The sequence below is a fragment of the Arthrobacter sp. StoSoilB13 genome, assembly GCF_019977255.1.
In the GTDB taxonomy this organism is placed as follows: Bacteria; Actinomycetota; Actinomycetes; order Actinomycetales; family Micrococcaceae; genus Arthrobacter.
On the sequence record NZ_AP024648.1, the window covers coordinates 179,104 to 199,936 of the forward strand.

At 63.3% G+C, this 20,833-nt stretch carries 14 protein-coding genes and 2 pseudogenes; 9 read left to right on the forward strand and 7 right to left on the reverse strand.

The annotated features are described in order from the left end of the window. Window position 1: 1 nt before the first annotated feature. Together LDP01_RS13045 and LDP01_RS13050 are read right to left on the reverse strand one after the other, a co-directional pair. Window positions 2–817: a phosphotransferase gene (locus LDP01_RS13045; protein WP_224092870.1), complete on the reverse strand. Its 816-nt coding sequence runs from the start codon at window positions 815–817 to the stop codon at window positions 2–4. 282 nt (window positions 818–1,099) lie between these two features. Beyond that, a complete protein-coding gene (locus LDP01_RS13050) occupies window positions 1,100–1,774 on the reverse strand; it encodes a haloacid dehalogenase type II (protein ID WP_224092889.1) in 675 nt (224 codons plus the stop codon). A 236-nt stretch (window positions 1,775–2,010) separates the two neighbouring features. Between LDP01_RS13050 and LDP01_RS13055 the strand changes: the two genes are divergently transcribed. From LDP01_RS13055 to LDP01_RS23970, 3 genes are read left to right on the forward strand one after another with little or no spacing between them, the layout of a single operon-like run. Beyond that, window positions 2,011–2,565: a hypothetical protein gene (locus LDP01_RS13055; protein ID WP_224092891.1), complete on the forward strand. Its 555-nt coding sequence runs from the start codon at window positions 2,011–2,013 to the stop codon at window positions 2,563–2,565. Next, the gene (locus LDP01_RS13060; RefSeq protein ID WP_527249078.1) at window positions 2,562–5,120 is read left to right on the forward strand and encodes an ATP-binding cassette domain-containing protein; all 2,559 of its coding nucleotides are present in this window, start codon (window positions 2,562–2,564) and stop codon (window positions 5,118–5,120) included. The genes LDP01_RS13055 and LDP01_RS13060 overlap by 4 nt, the downstream gene beginning before the upstream one ends. A gap of 28 nt (window positions 5,121–5,148) precedes the next feature. Beyond that, complete coding sequence (locus tag LDP01_RS23970) at window positions 5,149–5,508, forward strand: hypothetical protein (RefSeq protein WP_527249079.1); 360 nt, start codon at window positions 5,149–5,151, stop codon at window positions 5,506–5,508. Here the strand turns inward: LDP01_RS23970 and metH are convergent. The 3 genes and pseudogenes from metH to LDP01_RS13075 all read right to left on the reverse strand — a co-directional run bounded on the left by metH (window position 5,498) and on the right by LDP01_RS13075 (window position 10,115). Next, a pseudogene (gene metH, locus LDP01_RS13065) lies at window positions 5,498–9,164 on the reverse strand (methionine synthase). The gene LDP01_RS23970 and the pseudogene metH sit on opposite strands and share 11 nt — an antisense overlap. Before the next feature lie 223 nt (window positions 9,165–9,387). Then, window positions 9,388–9,807, reverse strand: coding sequence for a hypothetical protein (locus LDP01_RS13070; RefSeq protein WP_224092893.1), 420 nt, complete (start codon window positions 9,805–9,807; stop codon window positions 9,388–9,390). A 2-nt stretch (window positions 9,808–9,809) separates the two neighbouring features. Then, window positions 9,810–10,115 (reverse strand): hypothetical protein, encoded by a 306-nt coding sequence (locus LDP01_RS13075; protein WP_224092895.1) that lies wholly within the window; start codon window positions 10,113–10,115, stop codon window positions 9,810–9,812. A gap of 531 nt (window positions 10,116–10,646) precedes the next feature. Here LDP01_RS13075 and LDP01_RS13080 point away from each other — a divergent pair. Continuing rightward, window positions 10,647–11,813, forward strand: a complete 1,167-nt coding sequence (locus tag LDP01_RS13080) for a WD40/YVTN/BNR-like repeat-containing protein (RefSeq protein ID WP_224093953.1) — start codon at window positions 10,647–10,649, stop codon at window positions 11,811–11,813. 7 nt (window positions 11,814–11,820) lie between these two features. Next, window positions 11,821–12,108: a MoaD/ThiS family protein gene (locus LDP01_RS13085; RefSeq protein ID WP_216924633.1), complete on the forward strand. Its 288-nt coding sequence runs from the start codon at window positions 11,821–11,823 to the stop codon at window positions 12,106–12,108. A gap of 26 nt (window positions 12,109–12,134) precedes the next feature. Here LDP01_RS13085 and LDP01_RS13090 read toward each other — a convergent pair whose 3' ends face one another. Continuing rightward, on the reverse strand, window positions 12,135–12,371 hold the full coding sequence (locus LDP01_RS13090) for a hypothetical protein (protein WP_224092898.1): 237 nt from the start codon (window positions 12,369–12,371) through the stop codon (window positions 12,135–12,137). Window positions 12,372–12,643: 272 nt separating this feature from the next. On the opposite strand from LDP01_RS13090, the gene LDP01_RS13095 reads away from it, so the two are divergent. After that, window positions 12,644–15,385, forward strand: a complete 2,742-nt coding sequence (locus LDP01_RS13095) for an FG-GAP repeat domain-containing protein (RefSeq protein WP_224092900.1) — start codon at window positions 12,644–12,646, stop codon at window positions 15,383–15,385. A gap of 121 nt (window positions 15,386–15,506) precedes the next feature. On the opposite strand, the gene LDP01_RS13100 is transcribed toward LDP01_RS13095, so the two are convergent. After that, window positions 15,507–16,829 carry an MFS transporter gene (locus LDP01_RS13100; RefSeq protein ID WP_224092902.1) on the reverse strand — a complete coding sequence of 441 codons (1,323 nt, stop codon included), beginning with the start codon at window positions 16,827–16,829 and terminating at the stop codon, window positions 15,507–15,509. A 201-nt stretch (window positions 16,830–17,030) separates the two neighbouring features. Between LDP01_RS13100 and LDP01_RS13105 the strand changes: the two genes are divergently transcribed. The 3 genes and pseudogenes from LDP01_RS13105 (at window position 17,031) to LDP01_RS13115 (ending at window position 20,793) form a co-directional block, all read left to right on the forward strand. After that, complete coding sequence (locus LDP01_RS13105) at window positions 17,031–17,801, forward strand: IclR family transcriptional regulator (protein ID WP_223947342.1); 771 nt, start codon at window positions 17,031–17,033, stop codon at window positions 17,799–17,801. A gap of 202 nt (window positions 17,802–18,003) precedes the next feature. Then, complete coding sequence (locus LDP01_RS13110; RefSeq protein WP_224092904.1) at window positions 18,004–18,921, forward strand: shikimate dehydrogenase; 918 nt, start codon at window positions 18,004–18,006, stop codon at window positions 18,919–18,921. Continuing rightward, window positions 18,921–20,793, forward strand: a pseudogene (locus tag LDP01_RS13115) (bifunctional sugar phosphate isomerase/epimerase/4-hydroxyphenylpyruvate dioxygenase family protein). Before LDP01_RS13110 ends, LDP01_RS13115 begins: the two are co-directional and overlap by 1 nt. Window positions 20,794–20,833: the final 40 nt, after the last annotated feature.

A 20,833-nucleotide genomic window follows, 5' to 3' on the forward strand; every position in this document is an offset into this window, starting at 1 on the left:
GCTAAGGGGTCGGTTCAAGGTGTGAAGAAAGTTCTGGTGCCGGGGCCGCGGCGGTGGACGCGAGCCGGTCCCAGTCCGGCTTTGAGTGGGAGAGGAGATAGTCGCGCCTTTGCGGCAACTGGCTTGCGCGCCATTGGGTTATCAGGGCCCGCAGCAGCAGGCGCGCCTGGGCAGAGACGACCAGGGCTTCCAACTCCTGCCCCGGCAGGGGGCGGATGCTTCGATAACCGTTCATGACGTGGAGTGCTTGCTCCCAGGGGCTGGCCGGGTCGGCACCCAGGAGATTGGCCATGGTGACGCTGATGTCGAAGATGACAGGCGTTCGGACGACGTCCCCGAAGTCGATAATCCCGGTGACGTAATCAGGCCTGCCGGGATTGACGAGGACATTGAACGGACTGAAATCCCCGTGGACAACCTGGGACGCCAGCGTGCCGAGGAGCGGAACCACCTTTTCGTCGAACTGATCGAAAATGTCCTCCGCGAGAACGCGCTTTTCCTTCTCATCGACATAGTCAAGAAGGGGGCGCATCCGGTGGAAATGCTTAAGGTCCCAGAGCAGCAAACGGTCCGCGCGGGGATGTTCGAAATCCTGCAACGCAATCCCCAGGCGGGCCAGGCTTGAGCCCACCAATCGCAACTGGCCAGCGGACGCGTCCTGATTGGCCAGCAGGTCCCCGGGCAGGAACCGCATCACCCGCAATACCCGGTCGAAGGCTCCGGTAGGCGCCGAAATGAGGACCTGCGGCTCTCCGCCAAGGCTCCTGACAAGACGCTGGACTGGAAGTTCGGGGGCAGTCCGTTCCAAATGCTCCATGCAGGGCCGTTTGAAGGTGGACGATCACTGGGTCCTCATCCGAGGGAGAGATCTTCACCAGATACGTTTCGTCCCCGTCCCGGAGCCGGAAAGTCTCGTCCTTCTCGGTGGGAATCCTAACCAGCGTTCCCTTCAGGCCGTAGAACTGTTCAAGCAGCTCCAGGACGGCGGGGTCAGCGAGCTGCGGATGTTCCGCCAGGAGTCCACTCTCTGATGCCACTGCTTGGATAAAAGCAGAATCGCTCATTTCACCCTTTCATCGACGGAGAGCCGGCAAGCGGTTTAGAGGCCGAGGTGCTTGTTGATCTCGTCCAGGGACTTAACGCTCTTGTAGTCGTAGCCGCCGGTGATGGGGTCGTAGCCGCGGTCCAGAACCCAAAGGTTGCGGAAGCCCATGTCGTGCATCGGGTGCATGTCGTACCGCGTGTGCGAGGCGATGTGAAGGAAATCTTCCGGCTTGGCGTTCAGGGTATCGAGCATGTACTCAAAGGCTTGGTACCGCGGCTTGTAGGCCTGGGCCTGTTCGGCGGTCAGCACGGCATGGAAGTCAGCACCGAGCTTGGGGATGCTGATCTCCAGGAAGCTGTCGTCGGCGTTGGATAGGGCAACCAGCTTGTAGTTGTCGCCCATGAGCTTAAGCGGCGCCGGCACGTCGTCGTGGGCGTCAAAACCGCGTACAGCGTCAGCGAACTCTGCCCCTGCGCCCGGGGTTGGGCCTATGCCAAAAAACTTGCAGACCCGGTCGAAGGAATTCTGAAGGATCTGCTCGTACGGCTTGTAGTCGCCAAGAACCTCGTCGAAGCGGTATCCGCGGAAAACCTTCTTGAACGCAGGCCACTGCTCTTCAGGCAAACGGCCCGCGAGCAGGCGGCGGGTAGTGGAGTCGGTATCCCAGTTGATCAGTGTGCCGTAGATGTCAAAGGAGATGTACTTCGGGCGGGAGTCTGTAGTGGCCATGGTGGGTCCTTTCAGTGGAGGTCCAGCGGGAGGGGCCGCTCGCTCGCTTCGGGCAATGGGCCTTCTGATGCGAGCGAGTGGAGGTTTTTCATTCACTATGAATCTAAATCGGCCACTGTCAATTGTCAACAATTTCTTCGAGATTTGTTGAGCGTCTCAGCGCCAGAGCATCGCCACTGAACGTCACACAACCCGGCACATCCAAATCCAGCCAAGCAACGTCCTACCCTTGGATCGTGACTTTTTCCAAGATCCGCACGGCCGCCGCGAACTCCCTCGCCGCCGCTGGTCTCCTGATTACCCTCGCTGCCTGTTCCACGCCGGCCGCCACCCAGCCAAGCGCCTCCGCCCCCGCCTCTGAAGCAAGCGCTTCAGCTACTGCTGCCGGGCCCTGCAGCGGCGTGAAGGTCATTGTCGATTCCGGCGCCCTGAAGCAACCCGCCGCCGAGAAGACCGTTTGCGTGGCAGTGGATGCGCCGACGACCGCTGCCAAAGTGCTCGATGAGGCCAAGGTGAAGACCGAAGGCACCACCCAGTACCCCACCGAACTGGTGTGCCGGGTCAACGGCGTGCCGGCTGCCGACTTCGACATCACCCACAAGGGCGGCACATACCGCGAAGAATGCAGCAAGATGCCCGCGGCCTTTGCCTACTGGTCCATTTGGGTCAAGCCCGCCTCCGGTGACTGGGCCTACGCCCAGGAAGGCCTCGCCACCCAACAGGTGAAGCCAGGCGAGAGCCTCGAACTGCTGTACACCATCGACGGCGCACCGGCCGCACCCAAGGCATGACCTTTCGACCCGCGCCGTTACGCGCTGCCGCGGCGCTTGCCGTCGTGTTCATAGCGGCGCGGGTCATCTACCGCATCCTTTTCAACGGCGCGGGCACCGTTGGGCCCGTGCTGCTGGAGTTGCCGTCAGTGCGGCTGCCCGCCCCATACGCCCACGTGGTCTTCCTCGGCCCAGTAACATCGCCTGGTCTGTGGGAGGCGGTTGCTTCAGCCCTGCCGATTGCCGGGATCATCTTCGCCTTCGGACTGCTCAACTCCTTCGTGGACGTGGCAAGGGGCTTCATGCGGCTGGCCCGCGGCGGTCCATTCCAGGGCATAGCCCGCACACTCGTGGTGGCTTGGGCTGCGCTCCCCGCGCTCGCCGACGCCGTTGCCTCCGTCCGCTTGGCCTTCCGGCTGCGGGGTGAACGCCTGGGCCCGCGAGCCCTGGTTCCCGTACTTGAGCGAACTCTTGAGCACGCCAGCCGGGTGGCCGCAGCCTTGGAATTGCGCGGCTTCGGGAGCAAGGCGGCTCACCAACCCGCCAGCGATCCCGGGTTGCCCCTTGAGATCAGGAACGCCCAATTCCGCATCGGTGATACGCGGCTGCAGGTCGAAAACTTCAAGCCAGACCCCGGGACAGTAACGGTAATTACCGGACCCACCGGCTCCGGTAAGTCCACCATCCTGCGGGGTGTAGCGGGACTGCTTTCACACGTCGACGGCGGAGAACTCACTGGCACGGTCCGTGTCGCCGGAGTGGACCGTGCCGGAGCACCGCCGCGCGATACTGCCGGCGTCGTAGGCGTTGTCCTGCAAAACCCGCGCGCGGCCTTCGCCAGCACCCGCGTACGAGACGAAATCTCGCTTTCCCTTGAACTGCGCGGCGTTGCACCCGCCATCGCCAGGGCCCGCACGGTGGAGGTCGCGGAGTGGATTGGAGTGTCTGCGCTCCTGGACCGGAACCTCAACTCCCTCTCGGCCGGCGAAGCAACGCTTGTGGCAATCGCCGCCGCCGTGGTGGAGCGCCCGGCCCTGCTCCTGGTTGACGAGCCGCTTGCTGACCTCGACACCACGGCCCGCGCCCGCGTCATAGCCGTACTCGACACCCTCGCCCATGGATCCGGCATCTGCATCATTGTGGCTGAGCATCGGGCGGAGCCGCTGTTGCCTGTCGCCGATTCGTGGTGGAGGATTCACGACGGCGGCTTGGTAGCAGGCCCCGCGCCAGCACCTTCGCGCCCGGGTGGGATCCCCCCGGCGCCGGCGTCCGCACCGTTACCGGAACACCCGCCCGTGCTGACTGCGGCCAAGCTCGCGGTGCACCGTAACGGCAAGCCGCTCGTCCGCGAAGCTTCCCTGGCCCTCGGCCGTGGGGAAGTGGTTGCCTTGTTCGGACCCAACGGGGCCGGGAAGTCCTCGCTCCTGGTGGCCATCGCGCTCGGAGAAGGAACCAGCGGCACTGTCGACGGCGGCCGGGTCGCCTTGGTTCCGGACGCCTCTGACGACCTTTTCACGCGGGACACGGTGGCTGCCGAACTCCGGGCGGCAGATCGACGCGAAGCGCGCGCCCGGCGTAAATCAGGCGGGAATGGCTCGGACAGGACCGTGTCAGAACCGGCAGCGGCACGCCTGGCCCGATTGCGTGGTGACGTCCGGATTCCGATAGGAAACGAGCACCCGCGGGACCTGTCGGCCGGAGAGCGCCGTATCCTCGCCATCGCCCTGCAGACCGCCGATGATCCCCAGGTCCTCCTTATTGATGAGCCCACCCGTGGGCTCGATCCGGAGGCCCGCGCAGGAGTCTCGGCCGCCTTGCTCGCATTGGCGGACACCGGCGCGGCCGTCCTGATCGCCACGCATGACCTCGATTTCGCCCACCGCCTGGGCGCCCGGATCGTGCAGATGGACGACGGCGTGGCGCCGGCCCCCCAAACCGAAGCCGTACTCCCATCCGATAGCGACGCCGGCCCGGCGACCTCCACACCCACGGCAGCAGAGCAGCCCGGAGCCATCGGGAACGTTGAGGTCTCCCAGTTCATCGACGGGGCAAAAGACACCCGACCGGCAAATGCTGCTACCCCAAAGAGGGCTCACCACCTCCGTTTGCCACGGGCCCTTGGAGATCGCGATTCTCGCGGCTGCCAACGTTTTGGCCCTGGGCGCGTTCTGCTGGCCATTGCTAGCCGCCGCCCTGCCCGAGGATGCGGCTGCGGCCGTGCCTTTCGCCGCCCTGGCGATTGCACCCCTTGCCGTTGTCGGCATTATCGTGGCCCTGGACGGCTCGGTCCGTTCCGCACACACCGTTGCCCTGCTGGGCGTTCTGGCTGCCGTCGGTTCGGCAGTTCGCGTGGCGAGCACCGGCGTCGGGGGAGTCGAAGCAGTGTTCATCCTGCTGATCCTGGCCGGCCGCGCCTTCGGTGCCAGATTCGGAATGCTCCTTGGCGCGGCCACGATCGCGGTCTCCAGTGCACTGTGGAGCGGCCTAGGCCCTTGGTCGCCGTTCCAGATCTTCGCCTGCGCATGGGTGGCGGCGGGGGCGGGCCTGTTGCCGCGCAGGGTTCGCGGACGAGCTGAACTATGGATGCTTTGCGGCTATGGCGTCGTGGCGTCCTACGTTTTCGGTCTGCTCACCAACCTGTGGTTCTGGCCGTTCGCCGTCGGTGCCGGAACCGGCATTTCCTACGTGCCCGGCGCCCCACTGGCCACCAACCTCAGCAGCTTCCTGCTCTACTCCCTTTTGACCTCGACGGCGGGATGGGACACCCTGCGTGCCATCACTACCATCATCGGAATCTTTGCGGTGGGACGGGCCATCCTCGCCGCTTTCAGGCGGGCGAAGCCGGTCTCCGGCCCGGGCGTTCGAACTACCCGGGCTGAGGACGCGGGGTCCAGGAACACGGGCATGAAGAATGACCGTCCCCAACGTCCGCAACCCAAAGGCCCGCACCAACTCACACCTTGAAGTACTTGGCCTCCGGGTGGTGGAACACGAAAGCATCCGTTGACTGCTCCGGGTGGAGCATGAGTTCATCGCTGAGGATCACGCCCATCCGTTCGGGCTTCAGCAACTCCGTGACCTTGCGGCGGTCCTCCATGTCCGGGCAGGCCGGATATCCCAGGGAGAAGCGTGCACCGCGGTAGTCGAGCTTGAAGTAACCGGCTTTGTCCTTCGGCTCTTCGGCCGCGAAACCCAGCTCGGAACGGATCCGCGCGTGCCAGAATTCAGCCAGTGCCTCGGTGAGCTGCATGACCAGGCCATTGAGCTCGTAATAGTCGCGGTAGTGGTTTCCCGCGAACAGCTTGGAAGTCACTTCTTCGATCTTCGAGCCGGCGGTGACCAGCTGGATCGGCAGGACATCGATCTGGCCCGATTCCCGGGAGCGCACGAAGTCAGCAAGGCACAAGTGCCGGTCCCGCCGCTGGCGTGGGAAGTCGAAGCGCAGGCGCTCGGTGCCGATGGGTCCGGCTGAACCACCATCGGGGGCGAGCAGACCGGGGATGCCGAGGACGCCGTCGTGGTCCTCACCGTGGTGCAGCACCACCACCTGTTCGCCCTCGGACACAACGGGGAAATAGCCGTAGGCGACCGAAGCGTCGAGCATTCCCTCGGCGAGGATCCGGTCCAGCCAGTACCGCAGACGGGGCCGGCCTTCAAGTTCCACCAGTTCGTCGTAGGAGGCACCGTCGTCGCCGCGCCCAGGTTTGAGCCCCCACTGGCCCATGAAGGTTGCGCGCTCATCGAGCAAAGCAGCATAGTCGTGCAACGCGACGCCGCGCACAATCCGCGTGCCCCAGAATGGGGGAGCGGGGACAGGGTTTTCGGCGGTGACGTCGGACCGGCCGGGCATTGCCTCCGGTTCGGTCACCGTGAACTTCGGGCCACTCTTGTGGATCCGCTTCTTCAGTGGCGGAAGGCCCACCGCGTCAGGGTCAGCGCCGCGGGCCACCTGCACCAACGGTTCCATGAGGGAGAGGCCCTCAAAAGCGTCCTTGGCATACCTGACGGTGCCTTCGAACTGCTCTGCCAGGTCCTGCTCCACGTAGGCGCGCGTCAGTGCCGCACCGCCGAGGATGATCGGCCACTTTTTCGCCAGGCCCCGGGACTGGAGCTCGGCAAGGTTTTCCTTCATCACGACCGTGGACTTCACCAGCAGGCCAGACATCCCGATCACGTCGGCGTCATGCTCCTCCGCAGCGGCAATGATCTCGGCGATTCCCTGTTTGATGCCGATGTTGACCACTTTGTAGCCGTTGTTGGTGAGGATGATGTCCACGAGATTCTTGCCAATATCGTGCACGTCGCCGCGAACGGTGGCGATCACCATGGTGCCCTTGCCCGATGAATCCGACTTCTCCATGTGCGGCTCAAGCAGTGCGACCGCGTTCTTCATCACCTCAGCGGATTGCAGCACAAACGGAAGCTGCATCTCGCCGGCGCCGAAGCGCTCACCAACAACCTTCATGCCCTCCAGCAGTTGGTCGTTGATGATGCCCAGCGGGGTCATGCCTTCGCTGCGTGCGAGGTCGAGGTCCTCTTCGAGGCCCTTGCCTTCACCGTCGATGATGCGCCGCTGCAGGCGTTCGCCGGTGGGCAGTGCAGCGAGTTCCGCGGCGCGCTGGTCCTTGAGCGCGGCGCTGTCCACGCCCGCGAACAGGTCAAGCATGACGGCCAAGGGGTCATGGGTGACGTTGCCGTAGGCGTCGTACTCGCGGCGGTCCCACACGAGGTCCAGGGCCACCTTGCGCTGTTCGTCCGGCAGCGATGCAAGCGGGACGATCTTCGCGGCGTCGATGATGCCGCTGGACAGGCCCGCCTGGACGGCCTCGTGCAGGAATACCGAGTTCAGCACCATACGCGCGGCAGGGTTAAGGCCAAAGGACACGTTCGAGACGCCGAGGGTGGTCTGGATGCCGGGATACTTCGTGGTGATCTGGCGGATGGCCTCAATGGTTGCGATGGCGTCCCGACGGGTTTCTTCCTGGCCCGTGGCGATGGGGAACGTCAGGGCGTCCACGATGATGTCCTCGACGCGCATTCCCCATTCGCCCACCAACGCGTCTACGAGGCGGGAAGCGATGGCCACCTTGCCTTCGGTGGTGCGGGCCCTGGCCCTGTTCGTCGATTGTCAGGGCAATCACGGCCGTGCCGTGTTCCTTCACAAGCGGCATGATGCGCGCAAAGCGGCTGTCGGGGCCGTCGCCGTCTTCATAGTTGACGGAGTTGACCACGGGGCGGCCGCCGATGTGCTCAAGTCCGGCCTGCAGCACAGGCGGCTCTGTGGAGTCGATGACCAACGGGAGGGTAGAGGCCGACGCGAAACGCGAGACGATCTCCTTGATGTCCGCAACGCCGTCGCGCCCCACATAATCGATGCAAACATCGAGCAGGTGCGCGCCGACCCGGACCTGCTCGCGGGCAATATCCACGCAGTCGTCCCAGCGCTCTTCCAGCATTGCCTGGCGGAACGCCTTGGAACCGTTGGCGTTGGTGCGCTCACCAATGGCAAGGTAAGCGGACTCTTGGTCGAACGGAACGTGGTGGTAGAGGGACGCGACGCCGGCCTCCCGCTCGGTGGGGACCCGGCCGCCGGCGCTTTTCGTGCCGCCGGTGACGGTCCCGGCGTCGGGCGTGTTGACGTTGCTGCGGAAGGGCTCAAGACGTTCGACGACGGCGGCCATGTGCTCCGGCGTCGTACCGCAACAGCCGCCCACCAGGCCCAAGCCGAATTCACGCACGAACTGCTCGTGCGCAGTGGCGAGTTCCGCGGGGGAGAGCGGATAGTGCGCGCCGTTCGCGCCGAGGATCGGCAGCCCGGCGTTGGGCATGCAGGCGATCGCCACGGAGGACTGCTTGGAGAGGTGCCGCAGGTGCTCGCTCATCTCATCCGGACCCGTGGCACAGTTCAGGCCGATGGCATCGACGCCCAACGGCTCCAAGGCGGTGAGTGCAGCGCCGATTTCGGAACCCATCAACATGGTTCCCGTGGTCTCCACCGTCACCTCAACAAAGATAGGGAGGCGGACGCCGCGGGAAACGATCGCCTGCTTGCAACCGTTCACGGCGGCCTTCGTCTGCAGGAGGTCCTGGCTCGTTTCGATGAGGAATGCGTCGGCTCCGCCGTCGATGAGGCCCTCGGCCTGCAGGGCAAAGGTCTTCTTGAGGTAGTCGTAGCTTGTGTGGCCGAGGCTGGGGAGCTTGGTGCCCGGACCCATGGACCCCAGGACCCAGCGCTCGCGGCCGTCCGTCGCTTCAGCTGCCTCGGCGCGTTCGCGGGCGATTTTCGCTCCCTTGTACGCCAGCTCCGCGATGCGGTCATCGATGCCGTAGTCCGAGAGGTTGGACCAGTTCGCGCCGAAAGTATTGGTTTCCACGGCGTCGATGCCCACGGCAAAGTAGGCGTCGTGAATGTCGGCGACGACGTCCGGGCGGGTGTCGTTGAGGATTTCGTTGCAGCCTTCAAGATTTTGGAAGTCCGTGTCCAGGGACAGTTCCCGGTCTTGCAGCATGGTGCCCATCGCGCCATCGGCGATGACGACGCGCTGGTTCACCGCATCAAGAAGGGACTGGGAACGGCCAGGGCGGGGGACGGAATCAATGTCAAGGGCAAAACGGGCCATATAGACAGAGTACGGGTGGGGTGTGACACAGCACGGAGTGTTTCCGTGTACTACGACGGCGGGTGGTTGCCTTTCTCGGCGGGCCGGTGCCCGAGCCTGGCGTCCACGCTAGCCACCAATGAACCCGATGCGTCAGACGCCAACTGCAGACAACACGAAGCAGCCACCCTGCCGCCGAAGGGTGGCTGCCTACGTCAAACGGATTCGTCTATCTGTACCTATCCTACGGTGCGGCTTTGCCGACTGTGCGTTGACTGATGACAGTCGTGCCGTCTTCAGCGTAGAGCTTCAAGACGCGGCCAGCGCCGTCCTTCCGAGCATTCTGCATCTGAATGGCTTCTTCCGGCGACTTAGGTGTTCCCTGATCCAGATCAGCCTTCTTTAGATAGCCGATCTTTCCGTCGTCCCCGACGGATCTGATGAGATCTGGTTCGTCGGCCGGTGTCCGCGCCTCCATTGCGGACCCGTAGGTCTCACCTCGCGCGTTCTTGGGGAAGTCCACCTTGTCTCCTTGTTCAATTTGGACAGTCGGTGCCCCGGCATTTGCCGTGGTGATGGCAAACCCGACAACACCGCCGATTGCAATAGCGATGGTAGTGGCCGCGACGCCAAAGGCCTTGCGATGCTGAGTAAATGATTTCATGCCTAGAGTCCCCCGTAGGCTGCCGGTGTCCAGTGAGTGTAGTAGTAGTTGTAGCCGTTGCCGTTCCAGGCACCGACGACTCCATAGGACTGGTAGGCCCCATAGCCGCATGAAAGCCACACACCGTTATCAAGCTGGTGGGCGACTATGTCGTTGTAAACATCCCACCCCTCATCGCAGAAGTTTCCACCAATAAAGGCACGGCCGCGTGCATAAATCCAGCCGACGGGGACGTCACCTCCTTGGGCGTAAATAAAGGATGCCGCCTTCCCGCGACCGCCGTCCCACGTGGTATCAAGCGCGGCCAACGTTTGGTATGTCCTCCCACCGGTCGAGAACTGGCCGATTAGACTCTGCGTATTCGTGGCGTATGCGGCGCCCGCACCGAATCCGAGCGTGCCCCCCAGCAGGACAGCTATCACAGAAGCTTTTGTGAAAGCCTTCAATCCGCGTTTTGGGCGCTGACCTACACCTTGAGATTTTCGTGCTGAATCAATAGTCATGTGTTACCCGTTCCCCCCGAACAGTCGAACTAGGGATTGCGCAAATATACTCACGAACTCACCAACTGATGGTGTAGCCATAGTTCTTAATGGAAGTGGCCCTATCGCTCATGCTGTCTAGCCTTTTCATCTGTTTCCCCAATCTAAAGTGACCCAGTTCAGTGGCGCGCTTGCCAGCGAACAGAAGGGTTGCCCGGTTGAAACACAGCTTCACGAATATCTAGTGCGCGGAGCGCCGAAACGTGACGCGAGTCTCGTCTATGGTCGGCTTCAAACCAGGGCGGTTATCCACATGCTCCAAGGAACCCGTTGCCACCCATGCGCCCTGATGGTTCGATGGGGTTCATGGCTACCGCAGATACCGCAGAAAGTTATGTCCTGGCGATTGGGACCAAGAAGGGTTTGTGGCTGGCAACCAGCCCGGATCGCAAGGAGTGGTCCCTCTCCGGCCCGCACTTCCTGATGAGCGAGATCCCCAGCATCGGGATAGACACCAGGGACGGCAAGACCAGGATCATGGTGGGGGTGCGTTCGGAGCACTGGGGACCCACCGTCGCCCATTCCGATGACCTGGGCGCCACCTGGACCGAGCCCGAGCAGGGCGCCATCAAGTTCCCGGACGGTGCAGACGCTGCCTTGGAACGCATCTGGCAGATCTACCCGGACACCGAGTCCCGCCCTGGCGTGGTCTGGGCCGGGTGCGAACCGATTTCAGTGTGGAAATCAACCGACGGCGGCGAGCACTTTGAGTTGAACCGCGGGCTCTGGGACCACCCCCACCGCAGCGAGTGGGGTGCGGGGTACGGTGGCGCGGCGGCCCACTCGATCGTGGTGGATCCGTCCGGCGAGAAGGTCCATGTAGCTATGAGCACGGGCGGCGTTTACAGATCGCTCGACGGCGGGACCTCCTGGGAGCCCCGCAACAAGGGAATCTCGGCCTACTTCATGCCTGATCCCAATCCCGAGTTTGGCCAGTGCGTTCACAAGATTGCTGCGGATGCCGCCGTCGAGGGCCGTTTGTACGCGCAGAACCACCATGGCGTGTACCGCACGGACGATGACGGCGAGAACTGGAACTCCATCGCAGAGGGACTGCCCGCGGATTTTGGTTTCGTGATGCTGACCCATCCCCGGCGCGAGGGCACAGCCTGGGTCATCCCACTGAAGGCCGACGGCGAACGCATCCCACCGGACGGCAAGCTCAGCGTGCACCGCACCGAGGATGCCGGCGGAACGTGGAGAGAGCTTCACACCGGTCTGCCGGACCACGAATACAACGCTGTGCTTCGCGATGCCGCATCCGTGGACACTGCCGAACCGACTGGCGTGTACTTCGGAACCCGCGGCGGGGATGTCTACGCCAGCGCCGACGAGGGCGAGACCTTTACTGAAGTGGCCTCGCACTTGCCGGACGTACTGTGCGTGCGTGCCGCCGTCGTCGTGGTTGGAAGCCGCAGTGGCGGGGCGCGGGAAGAATCAGCCAGCGCTCCGGTGCCTGGTTAGGCCCGTTGTGGCTGACTTTACGGTGGTGTTGCCGGGTGTCCTGCAGCCACTCGTCGGCGGACAGTCCTATCTGACTGCGTCCGCCGACGGGGCTGTGACCGTTGGACAGTTGCTGGACTCGGTAACCGGAGAATATCCGGTTCTGGCCAGGCGTTTGCGTGATGAAACCGGTGCCCTCCGCCGTTTCGTGAATATTTACGTGAACGGCGATGAGGTCCGGCGTCTGAAAGGTCTTGATACGGAGGTTGCGGCCGGTCAGGAGGTCTTGATTATCCAGTCCGTGGCCGGCGGCTAAGCGGGTATTTGGGGTCAAGCCGGGGTTCAGGCGACGCGCCAAACACTGCATTCGTCGGTATTAATGGCTTTCCTCATCCCGGAGACGTGGTCCATGATCCAGACGACGCCGATTCCAGGCGCTGTTTCCTGGACCCGTCCGCGGCGGATGACCACGTCATCGTAAGCGGGACCAACGGACATGCGGGCCTCGATCTCGTCTCCGCGGTGGAGCTGGCTGATCGCGCGTATACGTTTTGTGTGAGTAGTGACTTCCTTCAGCATGGTGTCCTCCTGAACTGGAGCTGGTGCCTGCACTTGCCGGCTATTCCAGTGTGGCGGGGCATTGTTGCCGGAGTATTTCGGCGTGGTTAGGGTCCGGTTAGCATTCCGGGATGCTTGCGTTTCGGGTGACGTCCGACGGCGATAGGTGCAACCGGCGGCAGGACTCACCTTCGCTTTGTGGCTGCTTCCGCGGACCCGCGCGGGCGCGACGGTAACCTGAACACGGTTCTTGAGACTCACAGGAACCACAGACTCCGTCCCCGGGAGATTTGATGGGTTTTTTGCGACGTGCAATCGCGGTGTCCACAGGCTTGGTGGTTTTCGCCACCGGCCTGTTTTTCGTCCAGGCCCCTGCATCGGCAGTGCCGGAACCCACACCGGATAATCCGAACGTACGGTTCTTTGAGGGGACACCGCATTCGGAGCACGTCTTTGAGACGCCACCCGGACAGGCGCCATCCAGCAGTGGCGAGATCACCGACGTCGAATCCCTTCTCGGCGAGGGGGCAGCAGCAAGCGGCCCCAATGGCGATATCCGGGTTCGATTGGTCACGGCCAAACTTGCCGACAACACCAACCCGGTCTCCATGTCAGCGGCCGAGCAGACTGTTGGGGCCACCAGCAGCTACTGGAAAGCCATGACGGACAACAAGCTGTCCATGACAGTGGACAGCAAGGTCTCCGGGTTCCAATCCAAAGCCAAGTCGACCGACAGCTACAGCACCATCATGTCCACCATCACCAGTGAGTTGAAATGGACGGCAAGCCCCTACACGGCGCTGGTGATCTTTATTCCCACGTCCACGCTTTCCGGGAATGCCCTGGGCGTCGGCTACAGCAGCGGCAGCTACAGCGGGCGGGTGCTGATGCCGCAAATCAGCAAGTTCTCCAACAACGTAATGAGCCATGAATTCGGGCACGTGATCGGACTAATGCACGCCGATGCGTTGCAGTGCTACAGCGGCGCATCCGACGTCGGCGTGGACAGCACCGGGCGGTTCACGGACAGCTCCTGCTACATCCGTGAATACGGAGACACCACGGACCTCATGGGCGCGGCACAGTACGCCCAACCGGTGGTGAGCTCCAGCTTCTGGGACTACGCAGGGCTGGGCCGCGGCGACGAAATCCGCGATGTCGGGGTGGCCACTGGCGTCAAAAGCTACACGCTCAAGCCATGGGGTGGCACGGACGCGCAGCGCGCCATCAAGTTCACGGACCCGGTCAGTAAAGAGGTCTACTACCTGGAACTCAGGCAGCCGGTGGGGTACGACAGCTACCTTGGGGACGAGGGCAGGCCAGCCGGCAACAGGGGAGTCAAGATCGTCCAGCGCGGCGGCGCCACCATCGCGTCTTCGCTGATCCTCATGCCATCCACCATCCCGTTCCAGGAACAGTACTACGCCACGAAGCACGCGTGGCAAGCAGGCAGCACCTTCACCACATACACGGGCACCCAGGTCACCATCAACTCCGTCTCCACAACCTCGGCGACCGTAACCATCAACGCCGATCCCAAACTCAAGGCACGCATGCGCTTCTCTGCGGGCGACTTCGACGGCGACAAGCTGGCCGACGTCATCTCCCGCGAAGCCGACGGGTCCTTGCTCTTGTTCAGCGGCCTCCCTGGAAACCGGCTTGATGATTCCGTGCAGATCGGCTCGGGCTGGGGCATTTTCAACGCCGTGCTGGGGACCTCGGACTTCAACGGTGACGGCTTTGCGGACATCCTTGCCCGAACCAGCGACGGCGCATTGTGGCTTTATCCCGGCAACGGCAAGGGTGGATTCCTGTCCCGGAGCCAGATCGGATTTGGTTGGCAGGGCTTCACGCAGTTGGTCGCGGCGGGGGACTTCAACGCCGATGGCCGGAGCGACCTGATCGCCGCCGGTGCGGATGGGCGCCTCTGGTTGTATCCAGGCAATGGGACAGGTGGTTTCCTCGCCCAAACGCAGATCGGCCAGGGCTGGGATTCCTTCAACAGCCTGGCAGCGTCAGGTTCGTTCGGCGGCGGTGCCCCGGGTTTGTTGGCGCGGGCCAGCGACGGCACTCTCTACGTCTACCCCGGCGATGGTAGGGGCGGCTTCCTGCCGCGTGCCGCCGTCGGAACTGGCTGGAACGGGGTAGGTGACATCGTTGGCGGCCGGGACTTCACAGGTGACAAGCGTGTGGACGTCCTGACCGCTGCAGCGGGCGGGGGCATGACCCTCTATCCAGGTGACGGCATTGGCTTCGCGGATCGGCTTGCGATCGGGACCGGATGGAACCAGTTCCGTCAGGTTTGGGAAGCAGGCGATTTCGACGGCGATGCTGCCGCCGACATCCTGGCGCGCGGAACCGACGGCGCGTTGTGGCTTTACCCGGGCAACGGATCGGGCAGCTTCCTTCCGCGTGTTCAAGTCGGGTGGGGCTGGGGCCAGTTCACGTCCGTGCTGAGTGCGGGAGATTTCGACGGCGATTCGCACCCCGATCTTGTGGCCCGGGCTTCCGACGGGACACTGTGGCTTTACCCGACGGACGGCACGGGACAGTTCCTGGCACGTAAACAGATCGGCACCGGGTGGCAAGGCTTCGAGCAGTTGCTGGCCCCGGGCGATTTCACGGGCGACGGAAAGCCGGACATCGTTGGCCAATCCGGCGACGGCGTGTTGTGGGTCTACCCCGGCAATGGCGCCGGAGGGTTCCTTGCCCGCAAGCAGATCGGCACCGGGTGGGACATGTTCAACCTGGTCCTGCAGGCCGGTGACTTCAACGGCGACGGCAGGGAAGACCTCCTTGGCCGAACCGGTGACGGCGGGCTTTGGCTCTATCCGGGCAACGGCTCTGGCGGCTTCCTTGCGCGCTCCAACCTCGGTTCAGGGTGGAACATGTTCTCCAGCATCGCTGCCCTCGGCAACGGATTTACAGGTACTGGGGACCCCTCCGTGGTGGGAGTTGCCGGGGACGGCACGTTGCTGATGTACTCCGGAACGGGTGCCGGGAAGTTCATGCCAGTGGTGCTGAATCCGCGGTAGGTCCTGCCGGCGTCGGCGACACCAGTTCGCTGGAAATGCGCGAAAATCGCCGGGAAACTTCCAGCGGAACTGGAGGTTTTCCGGCGATTTCAGCGCGGGCGCCCCTTCCGCGAGGCGGGCCTTACTTGTGCAAGCCGAGTTCCGCCGTCGGGACCTTTGCTGACTCGCGGGCCGTCATGGCCGAGACCGCTGCGATCACGCAGATGACTGCCGTGAAGATGGAGATCTGGACCCAGCCACCAGGCTTGGTGCCGCCCAGGGCCGTGACGATGGTCGGAGCAAAGCCTGCCATGAGGAAGCCGAGCTGCGTGCCGATGGCCAGGCCGGAGAAGCGGACCTTGGTGCTGAACATTTCGCCGTAGAAGGACGGCCATACGGCGTTGGCGGCTGCGTAGCCGAAGGAGAAGAACACAACGGACACCAGGAACATCAGCGGGACGTTGCCGGATTCGAGGGTCAGCAGGAACACCGGAGTCATGATGGCGCTGGCCACAGCACCGTAGATGAAGACGGGCTTCCGGCCGATCTTGTCGGCGAGCATGCCGAAGAGCGGCTGGGTACCGAGGGCCACAATGTTGGCAACCACAACGAGCCACAAGGTGATGGTGCCGTTGACGTGGGCCACGTCCTGGGCGTACTTGATGGCCAGGGTTCCAAAGACCGTACTTACCGCGGCGATGAAGGCACAGCACACAACCCGGAGGACGTCGCGCCAGTGCAGCTTGAGGAGGTCGGCGATGGGCAGCTTGGCGATCTGGTTGTTCTTCTTGGCCTCTGCGAATGCCGGCGGCTCGTGCAGGGTGCGTCGGATGAAGTAGGCCACGATGACAACTACTGCACTGAGCCAGAACGGGATGCGCCAGCCGATGCCGTACTTGACCTCGTCCGGGAGCGCGAGAACTGGAATGAACACCAGGGCTGCAAGGATCTGGCCACCCTGGGTGCCGGTCAACGTCCACGAGGTGAAGAACGAACGGCGGTTGTCCGGAGCGTGCTCCAGCGTCATTGAGGAGGCACCGGCCTGCTCGCCGGCAGCCGAAAGACCCTGGGCGAGGCGGGCGAGTACCAGCAGGACGGGAGCCCACCAGCCAATGGTCTTGAAGTCCGGGAGGCAGCCGATCACGAAGGTGGCGGCGCCCATCAGGACCAGTGTGAACATGAGGACCTTCTGCCGGCCGATCCTGTCGCCGAAGTGCCCCAGGATGACGGCGCCTACAGGACGGGCAACATAGGCGAAGCCGAAGGTCGCGAAGGACATGATGGCTGCGTTGGTGTCCGCGTCCGGGAAGAACACGTGCGGAAAGATCAAGGCGGCGGCGGAGCCGAAGATGAAGAAGTCGTAGTACTCCACTGCGCTTCCAAGGAAGCTGGCGAGTGCCGCTTTCTTGGGGGTTCCTGCTGGCGTAACTGTGCCTGGCGTCGCTGACGGCATTGTGTGGCTCATGGTGTTCCTTCTGTGACGACGATGTCGCGGATCTAGCTTCTGCGGGAAGACCAGAGCGAGGTGAGGCCGGATCAATCCCAAAGTAACCACATGGTGAGAGCTACTTGTGCAATACAGCAATAGTGGCCGTGATTGGGGTCACTTGTCAAGACTTGTCCCCACTATCTAGAAATAGCTCTCACGATGTGAGAGCATCTAAGCATGAGTGTGAAAGAGGACACAAAGACCGACATGGTCGGCAAGGCCCTGGGCCTGTTGGTATTGCTGGGGAATGAGCCCAAGGGTGCGAGTGCCGCGGATCTGGCCAGGAGTGCGGGACTTCCGTTCAGTACGACGTACCGGCTGCTCGGTTCATTGACGCGCGACGGATTTGTGGATTACGAGCCCGACGGTCGTCGGTATCATCTGGGATTGCGGGTCTTCCAGTTGGGCCAGCGGGTTTCCAACCACCACGGCTTCGCGGCAACGGCCCTTCCCGTACTCCAGCGCGTCACGGAGCGGACCGAAGAAGCAACCATCCTCTCGGTGCGCGACGGAAACCATCATCTAACCGTCAATAAGGTGGACGGCCCCAAGACCTTCCGCGTCACCAGCGATCCTGGCCATCTTGGTGCGCTGCACACGACGTCCGTGGGTAAGGCGATAGTCGCTTTTGAGAACGACGCCGAACGCGAACGACTGCTCGAAGAGTTGCCTCTGGAGCCTCTCACTGAGCGCTCCATTACCGATCGGGCTGCATTCCGGGCGGAGATCGAGCAAGTGCGCCGTCAGGGCTATGCGGTCATGGACGAAGAAAACGAGATCGGCATGCGCGCGGTCGCAGTACCGGTCCTCAATTCCCAAGGCCACGCCTTTGCGTCCGTCGCCACGGCGGTTCCGGTATTTCGTCTCACCATGGATGAGCTCATTGCCCACGTCCCTACTTTGCAGGAAGCCGCTGCTGAGCTCGCGGCCCGCCTGCCCCAGCGTTAGCCCAACTGGGTCGCACTTAAGCGCGTTTTGAGGCCGCTAAACGCGCACAACTGCGACTCAGTTGGGTCAGCACATCGCGTTTGTTCGCGATAAGAACAAACGTGCGGAATATGAACACTTGTAGTAATCTGGAATACACCCGGGCAGTTGGCGCCCCAGAAAGTGCCAAAAGCAGGGGTGCTGAAGTCAAAGGAGCTTTAGGATGAGCAACCGAGCCGAGTCCGTTCTGGTGGGCCTGATTGGCGAAGGCGTCATGCCATCGCTGACTCCGCCCATGCACGAACGCGAAGCCGATGTGCAGGGCCTTCGCTTGCTGTACCGCCCCATCGACCTGCTGGACCTGGCTTTGCCGGCCACCTCCGTCGGGGATCTCCTCACCGCGGCCCAGCGCATGGGCTTCAACGGACTGAACATCACGCACCCGTGCAAGCAGCTGGTCCTTGAGCACCTTGACGAAATTTCCGACGACGCCCGTCGCCTGGGTGCCGTCAATACAGTCCTCATTCAGGACGGCCGGTTCATCGGCCACAACACCGACTTTTCAGGTTTCGGCTCGGCTCTCGCCGACGGACTCCCCGGTGCGAAGCTGGAGCGCGTGGTCCAGCTGGGTGCGGGCGGTGCGGGTTCCGCCGTCGCCTACGCCCTGCTCACCGCCGGGGTCGGCGCCCTGGACCTGGTGGACATGGACCCGGCGCGGGCCGCAGAGCGCGCCGCCGAACTTGGCGAACTCTTCCCGGCCGCCACGGTCACGCCTCGGAGCACGGAAGAGCTCCCGCAGATCATGTCCCTCGCCGACGGTTTGGTTCACTGCACCCCGATCGGCATGGCCGCCCACCCCGGGCTGCCGCTGGACATCGACCTCCTGGAACCGCGGCACTGGGTTGCGGACATCGTCTACCGCCCCATCGAGACGCAGCTGGTCCGCGAAGCGCGCGCCAAGGGCTGCAAGGTTCTCGACGGCGGACGCATGGCGGTTGGTCAGGCTGCCGACGCCTTCCGGCTCTTCACGGGCCACGACGCCGATCGCAACCGAATGCGGGCCCACTTCCTTGAGCTGATCGCCGTCGAGGATGCGCTCGCCGCCACCGACGCCCCGGCTCTGGCAAAGGCGGGTCACTGATGCGCACCGGAATCGCGACGGTCTGCCTGTCCGGCACGCTGAAAGAAAAGATGCAGGCCTGCGCCATCGCGGGCTTCGACGGCATCGAAATCTTTGAGCAGGACCTCGTCACTTCGCCCCTGAGTCCCGAGGAAGTGCGGAAAATGGCCGCGGATCTTGGCCTCGGCTTGGATCTGTACCAGCCCTTCCGCGATTTCGACGGCGTCACTCCGGACCTGCTGAAGGCCAACCTCAAGCGGGCCGAGGCCAAGTTCAACTTGATGGAACGCCTGGGTATGGACACCATCCTGGTCTGCTCAAACGTCGCCACTGCAACGATCGACGACGACGAACTCCGCGCCTCTCAGCTAGCGGAACTCGCGGAGCTGGCCGGGGATCACGGCGTCAAAGTTGCCTACGAAGCCTTGGCCTGGGGAAAGTACGTGAACGATTACGAGCACGCATATCGTCTGGTCGAGATGGTGGATCACCCCAACCTCGGAACCTGCCTGGACTCGTTCCACATCCTTTCCCGCGACTGGGACACTGCGCCGATCGAGCAGATCAACGCGGACAAGATTTTCTTCGTCCAGGTTGCCGACGCCCCCAAACTCTCCATGGACGTGCTCTCGTGGAGCCGCCATTACCGCGTGTTCCCGGGCGAGGGCCAGTTCGAGCTCGCCAAGTTCATGGGCCACGTGGTCCGCGCCGGCTACACAGGTCCGGTTTCTCTTGAAGTCTTCAACGACGTCTTCCGTCAGTCGGACACCGAGCGGACGGCCGTCGATGCCATGCGCTCCCTGATCTGGTTGGAGGAGCAGAGCGCCAAGTGGTTGGCGAGCACCTCCGCGGACGGCGAGCCGGTCAACGGTGGCGCCTCCCGCCGTCGTTATCCCATGGAATTGGCAACGCTGCCCAAGGTGAATGAGCCCGCCGGCTTCAACTTCGCCGAGGTCAAAGCCGACGACACCGCCCAGCTCGAGAAGCTGCTTGGCCAGCTCGGCTTCGAATTCGAAGGGCGCCACCGCACCAAAGACGTCCAGCTCTGGACCATGGGACAGGGCCCGCGTAATCATCAACGAGCAAGCGGCCTCGCATTCGGAACCGGCTATCGCCGCTTTAGGGTTCGACGTCGACTCTCCAGTGATTGCCTCCGCTCGCGCCCAGCAACTCAAGGCGCCGGTGGTTGCCCGCAAGGTCCAGGCCGATGAGGAAGTCTTCCAAGGCATCTCCGCGCCGGACTCCACCGAAATCTTCCTCTGCCAGGGCAGCCCGGATGGGACCGCTGCGTGGACGCATGAGTTCGGCGAGGGGCTGGAGCACTCCGCAGCGCCGCGGAACGCTGTGATTGATCACGTGAACCTCGCCCAGCCCTGGCAGCACTTCGACGAAGCCGTCCTTTTCTACACCAGCGCCCTGGCATTGGAGCCACAGCCCTTCGCCGAGGTCCCAAGCCCCAGCGGCCTGGTGCGTTCGCAGGTCATGGAAACCAGCAATGGCGCGGTAAGGCTGGTCCTGAATCTCGCACCGGCGCAGCAGGCCCAGAGTGCACGCAAGACCTACCAGGAACACATCGCCTTCGCCGTGGGAGACCTCGTGGCAACGGCCCGGTCCGCACGCGATCGTGGCCTCGAATTCCTGGAGATTCCGGCCAACTACTACGAGGACCTGGACGCCCGTTTCGACCTCGAACCCGGCTTCCTGGCAACCCTCAAGGAGCTCAACCTCCTTTACGACCGGGACGCCAACGGAGAATTCCTCCACTTCTACACCGCCACGGTTGGCAGTGTGTTCTTCGAAATGGTGGAACGCCGCGGCAACTACGACGGCTACGGAGCGCCCAATGCACCGGTTCGCCACGCCGTCCAATACGACTCGCTACACCGGTCATAAACCCTGAAGCAACAATCCAACCCATCGAAAGGAGCCGGCT